The 18894-nt window shown below is 42.8% G+C and carries 17 protein-coding genes; 12 read left to right on the top strand and 5 right to left on the bottom strand.

What is annotated here, in order from left to right; genetic code table 11:
- Positions 1-78: 78 nt before the first annotated feature.
- Both ED605_RS05200 and ED605_RS05195 read left to right on the top strand, forming a co-directional pair.
- Positions 79-1431 carry a M20 family metallopeptidase gene (locus ED605_RS05200; RefSeq protein WP_121977816.1) on the top strand — a complete coding sequence of 451 codons (1353 nt, stop codon included), beginning with the start codon at positions 79-81 and terminating at the stop codon, positions 1429-1431.
- 171 nt (positions 1432-1602) lie between these two features.
- Positions 1603-2148: a MarR family winged helix-turn-helix transcriptional regulator gene (locus tag ED605_RS05195; RefSeq protein WP_121977815.1), complete on the top strand. Its 546-nt coding sequence runs from the start codon at positions 1603-1605 to the stop codon at positions 2146-2148.
- Positions 2149-2220: 72 nt separating this feature from the next.
- Here ED605_RS05195 and ED605_RS05190 read toward each other — a convergent pair whose 3' ends face one another.
- From ED605_RS05190 to ED605_RS05175, 4 genes are all read right to left on the bottom strand, one after another.
- On the bottom strand, positions 2221-2649 hold the full coding sequence (locus ED605_RS05190) for a hypothetical protein (RefSeq protein ID WP_121977814.1): 429 nt from the start codon (positions 2647-2649) through the stop codon (positions 2221-2223).
- 70 nt (positions 2650-2719) lie between these two features.
- Positions 2720-3211, bottom strand: coding sequence for a GNAT family N-acetyltransferase (locus ED605_RS05185; RefSeq protein WP_121977813.1), 492 nt, complete (start codon positions 3209-3211; stop codon positions 2720-2722).
- Between the two features lie 94 nt (positions 3212-3305).
- Positions 3306-4661, bottom strand: a complete 1356-nt coding sequence (locus tag ED605_RS05180) for a uracil-xanthine permease family protein (RefSeq protein ID WP_121977812.1) — start codon at positions 4659-4661, stop codon at positions 3306-3308.
- A gap of 250 nt (positions 4662-4911) precedes the next feature.
- Positions 4912-5373, bottom strand: a complete 462-nt coding sequence (locus tag ED605_RS05175; RefSeq protein WP_121977811.1) for a GNAT family N-acetyltransferase — start codon at positions 5371-5373, stop codon at positions 4912-4914.
- Positions 5374-5531: 158 nt separating this feature from the next.
- Between ED605_RS05175 and ED605_RS05170 the strand changes: the two genes are divergently transcribed.
- From ED605_RS05170 to ED605_RS05140, 7 genes are all read left to right on the top strand, one after another.
- Positions 5532-6158, top strand: coding sequence for a hypothetical protein (locus tag ED605_RS05170; RefSeq protein WP_121977810.1), 627 nt, complete (start codon positions 5532-5534; stop codon positions 6156-6158).
- A 92-nt stretch (positions 6159-6250) separates the two neighbouring features.
- A complete protein-coding gene (locus ED605_RS05165; protein ID WP_121977809.1) occupies positions 6251-6760 on the top strand; it encodes a YbhB/YbcL family Raf kinase inhibitor-like protein in 510 nt (169 codons plus the stop codon).
- Between the two features lie 138 nt (positions 6761-6898).
- Positions 6899-7381: a universal stress protein gene (locus ED605_RS05160; protein WP_121977808.1), complete on the top strand. Its 483-nt coding sequence runs from the start codon at positions 6899-6901 to the stop codon at positions 7379-7381.
- Positions 7382-7557: 176 nt separating this feature from the next.
- Positions 7558-9171: an FAD-dependent oxidoreductase gene (locus ED605_RS05155; RefSeq protein ID WP_121977807.1), complete on the top strand. Its 1614-nt coding sequence runs from the start codon at positions 7558-7560 to the stop codon at positions 9169-9171.
- Between the two features lie 360 nt (positions 9172-9531).
- Positions 9532-10938: a solute carrier family 23 protein gene (locus ED605_RS05150; RefSeq protein WP_370824502.1), complete on the top strand. Its 1407-nt coding sequence runs from the start codon at positions 9532-9534 to the stop codon at positions 10936-10938.
- Between the two features lie 18 nt (positions 10939-10956).
- Positions 10957-11442, top strand: a complete 486-nt coding sequence (locus ED605_RS05145) for a nucleoside deaminase (RefSeq protein WP_121977805.1) — start codon at positions 10957-10959, stop codon at positions 11440-11442.
- A 212-nt stretch (positions 11443-11654) separates the two neighbouring features.
- Positions 11655-13253, top strand: coding sequence for an APC family permease (locus ED605_RS05140; RefSeq protein ID WP_121977804.1), 1599 nt, complete (start codon positions 11655-11657; stop codon positions 13251-13253).
- A gap of 375 nt (positions 13254-13628) precedes the next feature.
- Here the strand turns inward: ED605_RS05140 and ED605_RS05135 are convergent, their stop codons facing one another.
- Positions 13629-14054 (bottom strand): hypothetical protein, encoded by a 426-nt coding sequence (locus ED605_RS05135; protein WP_225419046.1) that lies wholly within the window; start codon positions 14052-14054, stop codon positions 13629-13631.
- A 311-nt stretch (positions 14055-14365) separates the two neighbouring features.
- Here ED605_RS05135 and ED605_RS05130 point away from each other — a divergent pair, with 311 nt between their 5' ends.
- The 3 genes from ED605_RS05130 (at position 14366) to ED605_RS05120 (ending at position 18641) form a co-directional block, all read left to right on the top strand.
- A complete protein-coding gene (locus ED605_RS05130) occupies positions 14366-14812 on the top strand; it encodes a hypothetical protein (protein WP_121977802.1) in 447 nt (148 codons plus the stop codon).
- A 178-nt stretch (positions 14813-14990) separates the two neighbouring features.
- Positions 14991-15743, top strand: a complete 753-nt coding sequence (locus ED605_RS05125; protein ID WP_121977801.1) for a DUF6612 family protein — start codon at positions 14991-14993, stop codon at positions 15741-15743.
- Positions 15744-15980: 237 nt separating this feature from the next.
- Positions 15981-18641: a YfhO family protein gene (locus tag ED605_RS05120; RefSeq protein ID WP_121977800.1), complete on the top strand. Its 2661-nt coding sequence runs from the start codon at positions 15981-15983 to the stop codon at positions 18639-18641.
- The last annotated feature ends 253 nt before the right edge of the window (positions 18642-18894 follow it).

The following is an 18894-nucleotide window of genomic DNA, read 5'->3' as shown; positions in this document are numbered from 1 at the left end:
CCAAAATTCATTGGTCATCTAGATCAATGAATTTTGTAGTGTCTACCCAAAAATTAAACTTAATAAGGAGATTTTAAAATGACTCAAGAAATTGTCACAGAAGCCCAACAAAATCAAGCAGTTGAGGCCTTAAAACGCCTTGTCAGTAAACCTTCCGTTTACGATGGCAAAACCGTCACCGAAACCACCCCTTTTGGTCAAGGGATTGACGATGCCTTATCCGAAGTGTTAAAAATTGCTGATGAGATTGGCTTCCACACCTATAAAGATCCTAAGGGTAACTACGGCTACGCTGAAATTGGTTCCGGAAACGAAACCTTTGGCATCATTGGCCACGTCGATGTTGTCCCGACCGGTGACCCGAATGACTGGAAGCATGATCCTTTTGATGCAACCATCGATGATGGTCATATCTACGGCCGAGGCACTCAGGATGACAAGGGCCCCTCAATGGCCACACTGTTTGCCGTTAAGGCCCTGGTCGATCAGGGGTATCATTTCAACAAGAAGATCCGCTTTATTTTTGGGACCGATGAAGAGACTCTCTGGCGGGACATGAAGGTTTATAACGCCAACGAAAAACCAATTGACATGGGCATTGCCCCGGATGCCGAATTCCCATTGATTTACGCTGAAAAGGGGTTGGAACAGGCTTATCTGGTCGGTCCTGGTCAGGACAATCTCGCTATCGATCTAACCGGCGCGTTCAATGCCGTTCCCGCTAAGGCTCACTATAATGGCCCAAAGCTGGCCGAAGTCAAACAAGCATTATCGAATCATCACTTTGATTACGAAAATGATGGCGCAAACGGCATCACCGTTCTCGGTAAATCGGTTCATGCAATGAATGCCCCGGAAGGTACTAACGCCGTTCTCCGATTGGCAATTGCTCTGGATGAACTCTTTCCAAGCCCAACTTTGGATTTTCTTGGAAAGTTGTTCAAGGAAGACGCCACAGGGACGAACCTTTTAGGAAACATTGAAGATCAACAATCCGGTCATTTGACGGTTAATATTTCAAGTTTAAAAATCACCCCACAGGAAACCCGGATGCAGTTGGACATGCGAATTCCGGTGACTGTTAATCGCGATGACCTGATTGATAAACTAAAAACCGCCGTGGCTCCTTATGAGCTGCACTACGAAGCCTTTGATTATTTAGCCCCACTCTACGTCCCAACTGACAGCCACTTGGTAAAGACATTAATGGCCACTTATCAGGATCTCACTGGTGATAAAACCAAGCCGCAAATTTCCGGTGGTGCCACCTATGCCCGAACGATGCACAACTGCGTAGCTTACGGCGCAATGCTGCCGGGAACGCCGGACTTCATGCACCAAGTTAATGAAAATTGGGAACTCAAGTCAATGTTCAAAGCAATGGCCATTTATGCTGAAGCGATCAAACGACTTTGTGTGGATGACAAATAATTGACTACTAAAATTAAATAACAACCAAAACCAGACGATCAATTCTTCGTCTGGTTTTTTTACGTCCGTAAAATCAATTAGGTACCCAAACAAAATAATTGACCTGTCACTCAATCTCGTTTATACTGCTCAATGTTAGGTACCTAAATAAATAACAAAGGAGAAATTTTAATGACCGATAAAAATGACCTATTACGAAAAATTTTTGGCTTCCTCCACGGCTCTCAACGCCTTGCTCGGCATTCTGCCCGTCCCTATCAATTAAGAGGCCAGCACCGAGTACTCCACGTTTTAGCCAAAGAAGGAACTTTGATGCAATCACAACTTGCTGAAATTTTAGACATTCGCCCATCATCTCTAACAGAACTACTGTCTAAATTGGCAGATCGCGGTTTCATCAGCCGAACACCTGATAAAACCGACAAGCGGGTGATCAACGTTTCGCTGACCGATGCCGGTAAAAGCGCCATTGAAAATGAGACCGGTGCTTCCGACGAATTAATCGATTCAATCTTTGATGGCCTTTCAGATGAAGAACTTGAGCAATTAAACACTTTGTTCGATAAACTGAACGGATCGCTTAAAGAGAAGTTGCCGAGTCGTGATGACCAGCCAAACGGCTTCCATGGTCATCACCATCATCACCACGGTTTTGGTGGACCTGGGTTTGGCGGACCGCATGGTGGCCCTCACGGCTTCAATCGGCCAAGATTTTAGGTTTAATTTAAGTTAAAAAGGCATCCCCGCGATCTCATTTGATCAAAAGGATGCCTTTTACAATAGTCTGAATTATTTCTGATAAAACCAGCCGGCATAATGCTTCGTCCATTTTAATTGGCCATTAACCAGATGACTGTTCTTATAGGAAACCCGAATTTTCCCTTGATAGCGGTTAAACATCATCCGCAAATAAGTTCGACCACCATTTCGATAGGTCCCCTTAATTAAATAAGAAACCGGCGTACTGCGGCGTGACGAAACTCGATCAACGGTTGTTTTTGACTTAGCCGAGGTTTGAATCACAATTTTTTTAGTGCCCACCGCTAAAGTTGGCCGAAAGCCCCCACTTTTTAAGTATCGGGATGTGAAGTTTCCCCGTAAAATCCTGGGCATGCCAGTCTGCCATTTTGCGGCCACAGTCGATATTGGCGACACCGATAAGCCACCCAACATGAACGTCATCACAACCATCCCAGAAACTAATTGCCGATTTTTCATTTAAATCACCCCTCTAAGCCAATCATACCATGTTTGACATACAGAGACGGCAAATGCTTCTGATTGAGAATTAATGAGTCAATTGACACTCCAAAAAGAGGGCATCCGGCACCGGATTATATCGATAAGGTGGGATATCCTTAAAGCCGGCTTCGCGGTAAATTTTTTGAGCGGCTTTCATTCTGGGAATTGTGTCCAAGCGAATCGCCCGATAGCCTAATCTTTGCGCACTGGCTAAAATTCGGGCAACCAATTCATGGCCAATCCCCAAACTTCGAAATTGATTTTTAACATAGAGGCGTTTCATTTCCGCAATGCCGGGTTCAAACTGGTGAACTGCAATGCCCCCGGCCAACTGATGACCCACGGAAGCCAAAATCAAATCGCCGGTTGGTTGACCATAACGCTTGGGGAGTTCCTTTAATTCGTCATCAAAATTTTGAAAACTTAAATCCAGCTGCATTACCTTTTCGTATTCGATGAACAAGTCTTTTGCCACTTCAAAATCACGTCTGGTTTTGGCATGCCGATAAGTAACCTTCTGATCGCTCGGTTGTTCCATGAAATCCCTCCTAATCTGAATATTAAGAGCATTTTACAACAAATCACCAACCAGCGCAAAACTGGTTAACACGGCTTAACTAACGATAGCCTTCCTAATTTTGGTGCTTTTTCGTCACATCTTCGGAAACTTGGTGCAGCTTTTTCTCAAGTGCTAATTTAGCTTCGTGTTCTTTTTCACTGGCCGCTTTTTGTGGCAAAATTAAATTCAGGATAATTCCGATCACCGTCGCAAAGGCTAAACCGGTAAATTGAAAGTCACCTAATTGAAGGTAAGCATTGCCGACGCCAATGACCATAATTGTTGACGCAATCATTAAATTACGCTTCAAGCCCATGTCGATTTTATTTTCGACCATGACTTGAATACCGGCAGTGGCAATTGTCCCAAACAGTAGGAAACTAATCCCACCAATCACCGGTAAGGGCATCTGCATAATGAGCACATTTAGTTTATTAACAAAGGCAAACAAAATGGCAAAACCGGCCGCACCCATCAATACGTAGACACTGTGAATCTTTGTAATCGCCATGACACCGATATTTTCACCATAACTGGTCATCGCCGGGGCGCCAACCAGACCGGCAAATAGTGAAGCCGCCCCATCACCAGCCAACGTTCGGTTTAAGCCGGGATCCTTAAAGAAGTCCCGGTGGGTTAACTCATCCAAAACCATAATGTGTCCCATGTGTTCGGTCATTGTCACAAACGCAATCGGGGTAATCGAAAGAATTGCCGCCCAATTGATTTGAAAATGGTAGGATAATCCCGGAATTTCAAATGCCGGAAATTTAAACCAGGGTGCCACCGCAATGGCATGTAAATCAACCAGGCCAAAGAACGCCGAAATAATGTAACCACAAACAATCGCCAGTAGGACCGGAATCAAACCAATAAAGCCTTTGAACAGCATATTAAAACCAATCGCCAAGAACAAAGTCACCAGCGCAATGAGGAAGTATGTCAGATTATAATGGTTGTTTTTCATCATGGCATCCTTAGCCGCGCTGCCGGCCAATGACAGCCCAATTACCATGACGATTGGGCCAACCACAATCGGCGGTAAAATTTTATCCACCCAATCCGAACCGATTGCCCAAATAATTCCAGCCACAATCATGTATACAATGCCGACACCAACGATTCCTTGGCCGACCGCTGGATACCCGGCCGTGTGCATTAACGCGTACATTGGTGTAATAAACGCAAAACTGGATCCCATATATGCTGGGATTTTTCGTTGGGTAATCATAATATGTAACAGTGTCCCAACACCAGACGCAAACAATGCAATACTTGGACTTAACCCTACTAGTAACGGCACAATAACCGTTGACCCAAACATTGAAAACATATGCTGCAACGAAAGGCCAACCCATGGCCAAAACGGCGGCATATCGTGAACGTCCAAAATCGCACGATCATCATGAAATTCATTTTTATCAGCCATTATTATCAGACACCTCTATCTTTAGTTTTGAAACTCTGTTCGACAAAAAAGCCATCATCCCCGCTTGTTAGCAAAGATGATGGCTTTTATTCGGATTAGTTTATCCGTTTTAAAAATCGTCCTCTTGCCGGCCTCACGGGACCAGAGTTAAAGATCATGTTACTTGTTTAAATTATAGTATACATAAATTGGAACAGCAACCGATAGTCAACCGGCAGCTACGTTCACCCTGAAAGATTTCGATTAATTGTCAACCATGTAATGAAACCTCTTTTTCCATATCAATATGTGGAATATCGTCTTCGAGATAAACGTCACTGACATCGTGAAAGCCAAATGAATGATAAAAATCTTTCAAATAGGCTTGCCCTGCCAGCACAAACTTGTTAACATTTGGCATTAAGCGGATTGATTCATCAAGGCCGGTTTGAAGCAATTGCTTAGCCAATCCCCGTTTACGAAAGGCCTGAGCAACGATTACCCGGCCAATTCTGACAATGGTTTGATTTTCTTCGGGAATCAGTCGTAAATAGGCCATTAACTCACCAGCGTCATTTTTAAACGTCAAATGATAAGCTGTTAAATCATCGTCATCGACTTCTTGATACGGACATTTTTGTTCGACAACAAACACGGCCACCCTTAATTTATAAATTTCAAATAATTCCTTAGTTGTTAACTCGCTAAACGATTTAGTCTTGATGGTCGTCATTAAATTAATCCTTTCCCTTTGCAAAAATTTGACTTGCGATTATACTCAAAAGAACAAGCTGGCGCTAAAACGCACTTCTATGCGCGGCCTTTCTCTTTCTGTTATAATATATTAGACTAGATTAACTTGCAAGATAACTGTAAGAATGAGGTATCGATGTGAACAAGCATGATAATGAACCACAATATAAAAAATATGATTTCAATTCGGAGGAGACCCGGCGCAGTCGCCGCAAAAAACAATATAGTGGCTGGTGGTTTGCACTACTCATTCTAGTTGTTGCACTTTTAATCGCCTTTTCACTCAACTGGCTGTTAACAAAGGACAACCACAAATCGTCAGGCCATTCTTCCAATAACCGGATCAGCCGAACCATCAAAAAATCGGAAAGTACTTTGATTAACCGAAAAAAGAAGGGGCCGTTAACCCGGCAATTAGAAAATAATCGGATTGCCACGTTTAAAAAGAAATTGAACCAAGCCGATCAAAACGGCATTACTAAGCAGCAACGCGCTCGACTCCAAGAATCGATTAATCAAGAATCCAATCAGTCGGTTAAGGACAAGGAACAAAGTTTGCTCAATCAAACTGGGACCAGAACCAATCAGCCACCGAAGAAGCCGAAGCAAACTGATCCATTCGCTACCAGTCACACCTTTTCGTCAATTCAAGACGCTAAGAACTGGGCGAATGCTACCAAGTCTGAGTGGCTGAAAGCCGGTTACGTCAACTATACCATCACCTCTAATGGCCAAGGGTATTATACCCTCAAGTTCGTTAAATAAGCGTTTCCAAGTTACTTAATCAACTTTAATCAAAACAATTTATTTTAATCTTTCGCCGAAAGCCTTATGATGATATTGGAAGGTGATAAAGAATGGAGATTAAAGTGCCACTGACAAAAGGACTTTTACCAGATAAATACGCAAAGTATGCGAGACCCACTGATACAGTTGACGGTAAGCCGGTTGTCTCGTTTCCAATTCAAGTAACTGGTGTTCCAAAAGACGCCAAATCATTAGCATTGACATTGATTGATTGGGATGCCGTTCCAGTGAGCGGTTTCCCGTGGATTCACTGGATTGCGGCCAATATTTCACCAGATGTCCTGGAAATCCCGGAAGATAATAGTCGCAGCTTAAAGGTACCGATGATTCAAGGACGAAACAGCACCGCCGGCGGTCTGGTCGGTAACCAAGATCCAAAGACGGCTTGGCGATACAATGGTCCAGTGCCGCCTGACAAAGTCCATAACTACCATCTTTCAATGTTTGCACTGGATACTAAGTTGCCCTTAAAAGACGGTTTTTGGCTTAATGAGTTACAAAATGCCATGCGCGGACATATTTTGGACACAGCGGAAATTATACTGCCAAGTCAAAATTAAGTTGGCCATTGGGGTGTTAATCGCTTTTGTTTGCTCACTATCTTTAGTGATATAATTAACTATACACTGATTAAAGCCAGGGGGTTCTGCCTAGTTTTATCATAAACATATTAATTTACCGCAAGGGGGCTACTTCTCATGGAAGCCAATTATAAGACCATTTTAGTGCCGGTTGATGGATCCAAACAAGCTGAAGACGCTTTGGCCAAAGGGGCACTAATTGCTAAAAATAACAATGCCCATCTGGACGTCCTTCACGTGCTTAGTACCACACAGTACGGCTACAATTACGGTGGCATGGTGGATGGCGACGTCATCAATAATTTAGTTGAAGATACAACCGATTACCTTAACAAACTAATTGACCGAATTAAAAAAGACGCCGATATTAATGATGTCAGTATTCACATTCGGTTTGGGAATCCCAAAACCGTCATTGCATTCGAATTCCCTAGAGATCACCAGTCTGACTTAATTGTCATCGGGGCAACTGGGATGAGCCGACTGCAACGAGTTCTTGAAGGTTCCGTTTCATCCTTCGTTAACCGAAACGCCCATTGCGATGTCATGGTGGCTCGGACCAACCAAAAGAATGAACCGTTTGTACCGGAAAAAAAGTAATCCGTTAATCATCAGGTTAATATACAAAATAAACAGCTTAAAAAGGATCGAGGCAAAGGCTAAACTTTGTTTCGATCCTTTTTGCTGTCAAGAGTGTCTTTTCTTTATCCTTCGCAGTCAATCAGTTATGATGAATTTGTGAATGTAAGCGCTATATGTTAAATGGAGGTTTTTTTATGAAAGTTCTAGTTATTGGCGGTATTGCGGGTGGTCCGTCCTTTGCAACCCGGTTACGCAGAATCAATGAAAACGCCGAAATTATCCTATTTGAGCGTGGATCAGCTATTTCTGTGGCCAGTTGTGCGCTGCCCTATTATTTAGGCGGTCTCATTACCGATCGTTCAGCGGTCATTGAACGAACCCCGGCAATTCTCAAGCAGAAAAATAATATCGACGTTCGACTTTACCACGAGGTCACCTCAATTGACCCAAGTCAAAAATTAGTTCACGTTACCAATCTTCAAACTGGTCAAAGCAGCACTGAAAGTTATGATAAATTAGTCATCGCTACGGGAGCCAGTCCCTCAACACCAGCTATTAAAGGAATTGAAAAAGCCGACAACGCGTTTGTATTACGGGCACTTACCGATGCTGATAAGATCAAAGCCTTTTTAGAGACGGCCCATCCCAAACGAGTCACCATTCTTGGCGCTGGTACCATTGGCATTGAGGTGGCTGAAAGTTTTGTTCATAACGGAATGGCCGTCACAATTGTTGAACAGTCTGACCAGGTGGCTGCGCCATTTGATTCGGAAATTGCCGATATTGTGGCAGAAGAGTTAAAAGCAAAAGGTGTTCAGGTTCTTCTTCACCACACCATTAAAGAGATTACCGATCATGGCCGAACCTTAATTTTTGACGATGGGTCAACTCACCAGACAGATATGCTGTTTCTTGGCACCGGCGTTCAACCCAATAGTCAGTTGGCAAAAACCGCTGGCATTCAGTTATCAGACGATGGGCACATTATTGTGAATCATCAACTTCAAACAAATCTGCCCGACATTTACGCAATTGGTGACGTCATTGAAACAACCAGCCTGATTACCGGGCAGCCGACTCCGAGCTTATTGTCAAGCGCGGCTAATCGTCAAGGCCATTTATTGGCAGATATTCTCAACGGTGCCCCCCTAACCTACAAAGGGTTTATTGGGGCTGGCGTCGCAAAATTCTTTGACCTGACCGTTAGTTATGTCGGCTATACTGAACAAGCCTTACAACAAGCCGGCATTAACGATTACCGGTCCGTCTTTATCACCCCATTCGATCACGCCTATTTCTTTCCAAACGCCGATCGAGTCAATTTCAAACTTCTGTATCAAGATAAAACCGGCAAGATTCTAGGTGGCCAAGCCGTTGGTAAGACCGGCATTGATAAACGAATTTCACAATTATCGGTCGCTATCACGGGTAACCTGAACGTAGCCGATTTACCGGCCCTTGAAATTCCCTATTCGCCACCGTATTCTTCCACCAGAGATGTTTTAAACATTGCCGGATACGTTGCCATCAACCAACTAACTCATCGAAGCGCCACCATTAAGCTGGCTAACATTCCTGAAGCAGATTTCAAAACAGCTTTCTTCTTGGATATTCGCGAACCAGGTAAGCCACAAGCCGGCTCTGTCACCCCAACCTTGAACATTCCTCTCTCCGAACTTCGAGATCGGATTTCAGAGGTGCCGACCGACCGAAAAGTCTACATTACTTTCAGAAAGGGGCTGGGTCCGTACAATGCCTCGAGGATTCTTGCTGGCAAGGGCATTAACGCCATCATGATCGAAGAATGACCGTCAGTAATCGAATCAGTTCCACCCCTGTCTAACTGGTTTTAAGGCAAATCCCCAATTTTATGTTATATGATATAACATGAGAATTGCCATTTAGCTAAATTTTTTAGCTCAACTAATCTGATGTGTCTGTAAGATGACCATCTCAAAACACACAAAATGCCCGCTGACACCATCCCGTTTTTGCTTGAAAAGCGTTGAAAATGGAGTCTTAATCGCGTATGATCGTTTTTAAAGATCTACGAATTCATTCATGGATCAGGTGGCTATAAAGAAGATCTTCGATGTTAAAAATAATTACATTAAAGATGCAAGCAGGTGGCAGGCTTGTCAAATTGAATAGAGAAGGTGTTAATGATGATGAAAATTCTTGCAAAAAAAGTCACTCAAGAATCATCCAAATCATTCAATATTGACAAGTCTGCTGATCAGCTAATGGTAACGCCTGATGCAGATATTTCAACTGGCCAAACGGTTTTGCTGGGGCTCCAGCATTTATTGGCCATGGACGTGTACGTTGTCCCGATTATTGTGGCTGGGATGTTAAGCTTACCCCTTGATAACAAGATGGGACTCATTCAAGCTACATTTTTAGCAGCCGGTATCGGAACGATTCTCCAAACCGGCGTCTTCATGAAAATGCCGGTTACTCAAGGGGCTTCCTTTGTCCCGCTGGGCGCTCTTGCCGGCATTTACGCAGCCACTGGTGGCGGAACGACTGGCATGGCCACCATTTTCGGCTCCTTGATTATCGGAGCACTGTTCGTATTAATCCTGGGATTTACAAATGTGGTGCCAAAATTAATTCACAAATTTGTCCCGTCTCTGGTAGGTGGCACCATTATTACCAACGTTGGTCTCTCACTAATTCCTTCAGCACTTAATGACAATATCTTTCAAGCTTCCGGCCGGTTGAACACCAACGTTTTATTGGGGCTCATTACGGCCGGCGCATTGGTGGTTTGCGTGATCATTAGTCTTCACTTCCCCCAATACAATCGGATTTTCCGCTTAGGTTCCATCTTGATTGCCCTAACTGTGGGAACCATTGTGGCTGCCATCATGGGACAGTTTTCATTTCAATCCGTCTTAAGTGCGCCATGGTTCAGCCTTCCCAAGTTCGCCATGACCAGCTACGGGCTGCGCTTTTCCCTGTCACCTATTTTAACGATGTTAATCATCTACATGGTATTGATGACTGAAACCACTGGCACTTGGTTTGCGGTATCAGCTGTCACTGGAACTAAGTTAACGCCAAAAAGAATTAATCGGGGCGTCTTTGGTGAAGGTATTTCCTGTTTACTGTCAGCCTTATTTGGGGCCACTCCGGTAACCGGCTATTCAACAAATGCCGGCATCATTTCAATCACCGGTGTCGCCAGTAAAAAAGCCTTTATCAGTGCCGGTGTCTGGTTTATTCTTTTCAGTTTTGTGGGTAAATTATCAGCCCTCTTGGCAGCCATTCCTTCAGCCGTCATTGGTGGCGTCTTTGCGATTATCTGCTCCACCATTATGCTCAATGGGTTACGCGTGGTTAGTCAAAGTCACTTTGCTGAACGTGATCTTTACATTTTAGGGATGCCGATTATTTTGACGCTGGCGCTGGTTCTAATGCCAAGCGGTTTAAAAAATGAAGTGCCAACCTTCTGCCAATATTTACTCGACTCACCCATTGCCACAGCAGCAATCACAGCCATTATTTTAAATCAGCTGCTGCCCGAAAATTCCCAATCAGTCCTAAAAAGGACGATTAAAACTACTAAGTGAGAGGAAGAATCAATCACTATGGAAACGATTAATCGAATTGATCAACTGATGTCACTTGCCGCAAAAGAAGCTGAGGATAATCTTAAAACTGGGGATGGTGGCCCATTTGGCGCCGTCATCGCCAATGACCAGGGGATCTTGGTAAAGGCTCATAACCAAGTCCTCAAAAATCAAGACCCGACTGCTCACGCCGAAATTACGGCCATTCGAAAAGCAACCCAAAAGCTAGGCAGCTATGATTTAAGCGGGTACACACTCTATACTTCCTGTTATCCATGCCCGATGTGTCTGGGAGCCATTATTTGGTCAAACATTAAAATAGTTTACTATGGTAACATGGCCAAAGATGCTGCCAAGATTGGCTTTCGGGATGATTATATCTATGATTTCATCAAAGGTGACGGACATGATAAAGAGGTTTTGGATTTAAAGCCAAGTAATCGAAGCCAAACGATTAAGGCATTTGATAAATTTGAGAAACAACAGACTAAAACAATGTACTAAGTGAAAGCACCTGCCTCTATGTATTAATTTAGGAGGCGGTGCTTTTGACTTTATTAAGCTTGGCAAGACTCGCTAAATTCATCATTCCTAAAAAAGTATAATTCTTCCCCGTGACTGTCATAATAGCCTTAGATTGGGATTTTCATTTTTCCTTCATTTGCAATAATCCTCTCATTTGTTACACTATTAAGCATTGCAAACAGGAGGTATATATGGATTCTGACAAAACGACTAAAATTGGATTGTTTCAACTTGTCATGTTAACGCTGGGTTCTTTAATCGGATCCGGCTGGCTATTCGGGTCTTGGGAGGCTTCAAAAGTAGCCGGTCCTTCCGCCATTATTTCGTGGGTAATCGGAGGTGCCGTCATTGCCGCGATTGCGTATGATTACGTCGAGCTGGGGGCTATGTTCCCGGAGGCTGGTGGGATGAGCAAGTATGCTCAATACTCACACGGACCACTCTTAGGATTTATTTCATCCTGGGCCAACTGGATCTCACTCATCACACTGATTCCGATCGAGGCGGTTGCTGCCGTCCAATACATGAGCTCTTGGCCGTGGTCATGGGCTAATTGGACGCACCAGTTCCTAAAGAATGGCACCATCACCACAGCTGGCCTGATGGTTGTTTTCCTCTTCATGTTGGTATTTACCCTTCTTAATTTTTGGTCGGTCAAAATTTTAACCAGTTTTACCAGTTTAATTTCGGTTTTTAAAATCGGCGTTCCAACGCTGACAATCATTATGCTGACAATCGCTAGTTTTCATCCCGAAAACTACGGCCACTCGCTACACGCGTTTATGCCATACGGGTCGGCTCCGATCTTTGCGGCAACGTCATCAGCCGGAATTATCTTTTCATTTAATGCCTTTCAAACGGTTATTAACATGGGAAGCGAAATTGAAAATCCTAAAAAGAATATTGGGCGGGGAATTTTTATCTCGCTGCTAATCAGTGGGATTATTTATGTCGTCCTTCAAAGTGTTTTTATCACGGCAATCAAACCTTCAGCCGTGGCTGCTCACGGATGGAGTGGGATTAACTTTAATTCACCCTTCGCTGACTTGGCCATTATGCTGGGTGTTCGTTGGTTATCTGTTCTGCTATACATGGATGCCTTTGTCTCCCCAGTTGGTACCGGCGTTTCATTTGCGGCATCTACGGGGCGAGCCCTCTATGCAATGGAAAGTAATCAGCATATCCCCAGTTTTTTGGGTAAAATCAATCAAAAGTACGGCATCCCTCGAGTAGCGATGCTGGTAAACTTAATTTTAAGTATGCTGATGGTCTCAATTTTCAGATCATGGGCCACTTTGGCAACCGTGATCTGTACGTCAACCTTAATTGCCTATCTAACCGGGCCAGTCACAGCGGTGGCATTTCGAAAAATTGCCCCGGACTTTAAACGGCCGGTTAAACTAAAAAACCTAAAATGGATGGCGCCGCTTTCCTTCGTCTTAGCATCATTAGCGGTCTATTGGGCAATGTGGCCAACCACCGTTGAAGTGATCTTGGTCATTCTATTAGGCTTGCCGTTTTATTTCTATTACGAATATCGTGCCGGTTACGTCAATACCAGAAAGGCTTTCTGGTCAAGTATGTGGATGATCATTTATCTGATCTTCATTTCGATTATGTCATATGCCGGTAGTCACCAATTTAACGGTGTTAATTGGATCCCTTATCCTTGGGACTTCGTGGTGATCATTATTGCCTCTCTTGGCTTTTACATTTGGGGAGTTAAGAGTGCGTACATCTTCCCGGATTACTATCAGGCCAAGGAATTGAATGATTCGGTTAAAGAATAAGTGAGTGGATTCAAGCGGTTAAACTCCGGAATGTAAGGCGTTGATTCGGGAAATCCGGGCTTTGGATTTTTTGAATCAATCATCCCTTATACGGAGTGGTGTTGCTTTGGGTAACTGTCCTAAGTGAGTGGGGAAAAAACACTCAACAGCAAAAAAGCGTTAAACCTATCGAAATCAAATTCGAAGTTTAACGCTTTTTTGCTGTTAAAACGTCCTCCCAAGGCACTTTCTATCATACCTCGATCTATTCTTAGAAACAAAACCGTAATTTGTCACTAAAATTCGAGTGAACTGCTGAACAGCGGCATCAAAAAAAGTTAGTTAAAAATGGCGTTCTGCCAGTCTTTAACTAACTTTATTTAAGAAGTTTCAAGTTTAAGCTTTGTAATACTTGGCAGGATTAAGATTCTTCGTGCCGGTTCCCACTTCAATCACTTTGTTACTTAACTTTTTGACATGAAGTGTGGTCGTCTTCTTGGAAACTTTTGCCTTAATTATGTAGGTATGTTTCCCGGTTGCTGCGTACTTTGCCGACGTCCCCTTCATTCCCAACTTGTTTTTACCTGTGTAAATGTAATCGGAAATGGCCGTCTTGCCAATCGTCAGTTTTTCATAAGAGCTTGTTTTCTTTGACCCCAAGGAGATATTGGTTGATTTGGTCTTCCAAGTCCCCCGAACAGCAGAAGGAGTGCCCTTGTGCCACTTAGCAGCTTGAGCTGGTTGTTGTGTGGCGAATAACCCCAAACCTAAAGTCAGCCCCAAAGTAATCGATGCTTTTGTTGCGAATTTAGTCATATTCATATAAATCATCCTCCAATGTCCCTAATATATCACGAGGTGAATCTTTTGCCAACGGGTACGACAATTTTGAAACCAATTCTTAATTTCAACTTTTACCATTGTGACAGGGATAACTGGTCTTCAGAAAATATTGTTGAGATTAATCAGTCATCAACTTTAATCAGATGTATAATAAAGGTCCTTGGCAGGGGCACTAATGTCTAAGCGAGGCCAAAACAAGTCCTAATTTGTTTTGACCCCGTTTTTAATTTGGCAGCTAAATATTCTCCTCCTTGGCAGCTAAGCCGACTAATGCTAATATTTGAGTGGAGGTGAAGCTTATCATTAAACAAATTTGGTCAATTGAAAAAAAGCTGACAGCATTAACCGTTGTCCTGATCTTAACAATGGCTTTGGTACCAGTTGCGACTCATGCCGCCGCTTGGCATCGTGGCACACCAACAGTCCTTCGCGGCAATTGGAAATCCAACGCCAGAAAAGAAGCCACCGCTAAAGGCACGGCAACTATCTATTACACATTGTCTTTTAGCAAAACATCCCTTGCTAATTCAGCAACCATCAACAACAAAACCCTGCGTTTTAAAATCCACCAGGTAGATTATCAAAAGATCAGAAAGGGCACTTATTTAATTCAAACCCAGTTATCGAATCAACCGGCATCTGTGATCACCGTTAAGAAAACCAGCAAAAACAAAATCATTGTTGGTAATGGGGCTAAAAATACAAATCGTCAATCTTATTACAAGATTGGTCATTAATAACAAATTCAGTGGTCATTTTTAATCATTACTAAACAGTTCTACTTTAAAAACGCGGTAAATTCTTAATTTCATCAAGCGGGCCCGCGTGTTAGAATGATTATTGTACTTGTTCATTTGTCATGCAATTTAATTGGCAGTGAAAACAATATTTTGAATTAATTTGGAGGAATTTTTTATGAAGAAAGCAATGCTGTTCGTCTTGGGGGTCTGCTTGTTAGCCTTGGGGGGCTGTGCCAATACATCAAAGGTCGTTTCAAAGTCCGCTGATGCAGCTGATTCCATCAAGAGTGGCCAAGCCATTATTACGTTGAAAACAACTAACAGCACCGGTACTCAACAAACCATCGACGGCGGGACCTTTACATTAAAACCATTTGTAGTTGCTTTGAACCAATCAAATCAAAGTCAACCAACCAGCCATTATTACATCAATAAGAATATGCTCTATATTCAAATGAATAAAATTTGGTATAAGCAAAAGGTTGACAAAAACAGTCAAATCCTTTCAAACACCCGTAACCAAATGTCTGCCAAGTCGGCTTCTCAAATCTTAAAAGGCATTAAGAAAGACTTGAAGCTAAAGACCAACGACAAGACCTACACGTTGTCATATGACGGGGATAGTAAAAAGGCTACCAATACAGCCAAAAATATTTTGGTTGAGCAGTCTGGGAAAGCTGGTAAACAAAATGCCGATAAAATCAAAGTTTCTCATCTAACGTTCAAATATACTGTTAACAAGAAATCTTACCTGCCAACCAAGTCTCATATTAAGATCCAGTACACAAGTAAGGGTGAATCTTCAACCAGTACAGTTGACGGCAGTTATGCGGATATCAACAAAGTTAAGAAGGTCGACATCCCACAGAACATCATTACTTCGTCAAAGAAATTCCCAGCGGGCTTGGCTAAGTATATGTTTAAATAAGTGAGTGGATTCAAGCGGTTAAACTCCGGAGTGTAAAGACCTGCTTACGGGAATAACACTAAACAGATTTAAGCACAAGCTAACTCAATCATCAAAACAGTCTCAGAAGTCAAGAACCCGATTTTGGCTTCCGAGGCTGTTTTAAATTCTAATAAATTAAAAGTTTGTCCCAACCTAATCGTTCAAAATGGTATGATATTATAAGTATCAATATTTATGAGAGGATGGAATATTCAAATGAAATCGAAGCGGTCCGCGCTACTTCTTAGCTTTTTTACCCCATTAATAATCGTTACGGGCTATTTTATTTATCGACATTTTGCACCATTCGGCAATTCTTCAGTTATGACGGTCGACATGGGCCAACAATATATCGACTTTTTTACTTATTTTAGGACAACGCTCCTACATAATCCAAGCGGCATTTTTTACTCATTCAACAAAGCCCTTGGTGGCGATATGCTCGGTACTTGGAGCTATTATTTGATGAGTCCTTTGAATCTGCTGATCCTATTATTCCCGCTCAGTAAATTACCAGCCGTGGTGGGCGTGATTACCATTCTAAAATACGCACTATCTGGTTTAACTTTCGGCTACCTGTTAACTAAACTTCATCAAACTAACGGCTGGTTAATTGGGGCTCTTTCAACCACCTACGCCTTAATGGGTTGGATGGTTGCCAACCAATTAAATACGCTGTGGGTGGACGGTGTGATCTTACTGCCATTAATCTATCTCGGCTTAATCACCTTGTTAAAGGGTGGTTCCAGTAAACTTTACATCATCTCACTGGCCGCCATTTTAATGATTAACTATTATATTGGCTGGATGATCGCAATTTTTGTTTCCGCCTACGCAATTATTTTTACCCTTTGCAAAGCTTATCAGACAACTTCTTCCTATATAAAAGTTCTGCTCAAATGGCTGGGAGCATCCCTAATCAGTGGCGCCCTTTCAGCATGGATCCTCATCCCGACTTTTTATGCGTTGCTCAAAAGCAAATCGGACTTCTCACAGTCGCCCTTTTTCTTTGAATTAGAATACAACCCATTCCGAATGATTGCTAAATTTGTCAATGGTGGGTTTGACTTCACTCAGCTCCCAAAGGGGACACCCAATATTTTTATCGGCAGTCTGGCCTTGATGATGTGTCTTTACTACTTCTTTGCGCCCACAATTAAACGCCGCTTAAAAGTTGCGAATGGCCTAATGCTGGCCTTTTTGATCTTATCAATGTGCTTTGAACCACTGGATGTCTTGTGGCATGGCTTGGCACTTCCCGTTTGGTATCCATACCGGTTTTCATTTGTCTTTTCTTTCTTAATGATCCTAATTGCCTTTTCAACTCTCCAGGAAATATTGGCACACGGCTTATCCCGCTTAGCTTTTGGGATTTCAACCGGGATCATTGTCCTTGGATTTACTTACATCCTGATTGCGATCAAGAAGTTCGAATTTTTAACAATTGGTAAATTGATCACCGCCATTATTTTTCTGCTATTGTCAGCTTTACTCCTATTTTTCTGGCGTCGATCTGCCCACAAAGCCCTGTTCCCAATCCTGCTATTCTTAGTGGTCGGCGCGGAAATGGCGACCAACCTGAGTGTGTCGCTCGCTACTTTAACCTACTTGGACGCTGCCAATTACACTGAGTTTTCAACCTTAATGAGAGCGGCCAGTGCTAAAACCAAAAAGCTGGACCCCAACTTTTATCGAACTGCCGCAACATTTAGCCGGACCAGAAATGACGCAATGACCGGTAATTTCTATGGTGGTTCGGTCTTCTCCTCTACTCTGGAGACCGCCACTACTCGATTCTATAACAATATCGGTAATCCTAGTGGCACGTACTATGCGGTTTACTCAAACGGGACGATGTTTACGGATTCTTTATTATCGATGAAATACTACTTTACTCCGAGACACGTTAAAAACAAAGCTGAGTCGCGGCGATCCTTAAATTATTTAACACCGCTAACATCCAGACCTGATTTAGCCGATTATACAAAGAAAACCCACACCGATTTGATCAACGTCTATCAAAATCCATATGCGCTTCCCCTTGGTTTCTTATCCAGACGTCAATTCATGTTCCCGATCAACGATATGGATGAAACGGCCGCTTATCAAAATCAAATTGCTTCTCAACTGGATCCCAAGGTCGGCAATTTGTTTTCAACTGTCCGGCCCACCAAAGTAACGTACGATAATGCCTATCCGGCTGCTGATTTTTCCAATTCCCAAATTCGCAAGAAGGATAAAACTGAGCCGGCTGGATTAACACTAACGGTCCCAATCAAAAAACATACTTCTTATTACATGTCACTTGGGCCTCGAATGGCGCAAGATACACTCAGCTATCTGGTAGATAATAAGCCACTGCAGCAATATCGGACTTCAGCAAAGGAGACCCTCTTGAACTTTACAACGGGGACCAATCGCAACCGAACCGTTCATCTGCAGATTCTCGCCAACGTCAACCATGCGCCAATGGAAAATGTCTACTTGTACGCGCTTGATAATAATAAAGTCAAGCAGCTGACCAATGACCTCAAGAAGAATCCTTATAAGGTAACCAAGTTCAACAATCGAACCATTACCGGGACTATCACTTCCCCAAGCGATGATCGAACGATGACTACGACGATTCCTTATTCCAAGGGCTGGTCGGCAACCGTCGATGGTAAACGCGTTACACCAAAGAGGTGGGCCAACATGTTTATGTATATTACGGTCAATAAAGGAAAACACACCGTTAAATTCACGTACACACCAGTTGGCTTCAACTACGGCTTAACCCTCTCATTAGTCACGCTAATTGGCTCACTTGGATTTCTTGGCTACAAACATTACAGACGCCGCCGAGTAACCGGTATCAATCAGTCAACAACTAAATAATCCTTCGTTATAGACGACGCTCCCAAAGTAAGTGATTTTGCTGAAGGGAGCGTCGTTTTTTGGTTAATTAACTTTGGATTGTCACCATAATTTTCTTCAAGAGATTTTGGAGAACCTTGTTACACTAACAATCTGCATCACATGGCGCGGTACAAGTCAATAAGCAACTATTGACAAGTCAAACGAATTCCCATTATCCATTAATTCATGGATAAGTCTTCTTCAAAATAACGATATATTTTATTGATATTGT

This window comes from Lentilactobacillus raoultii, from assembly GCF_900411375.1.
GTDB lineage: Bacteria > Bacillota > Bacilli > Lactobacillales > Lactobacillaceae > Lentilactobacillus > Lentilactobacillus raoultii.
The sequence above is the reverse complement of the archived record's forward strand: the minus strand, read 5'-3'. Positions and strand labels throughout refer to the sequence as shown.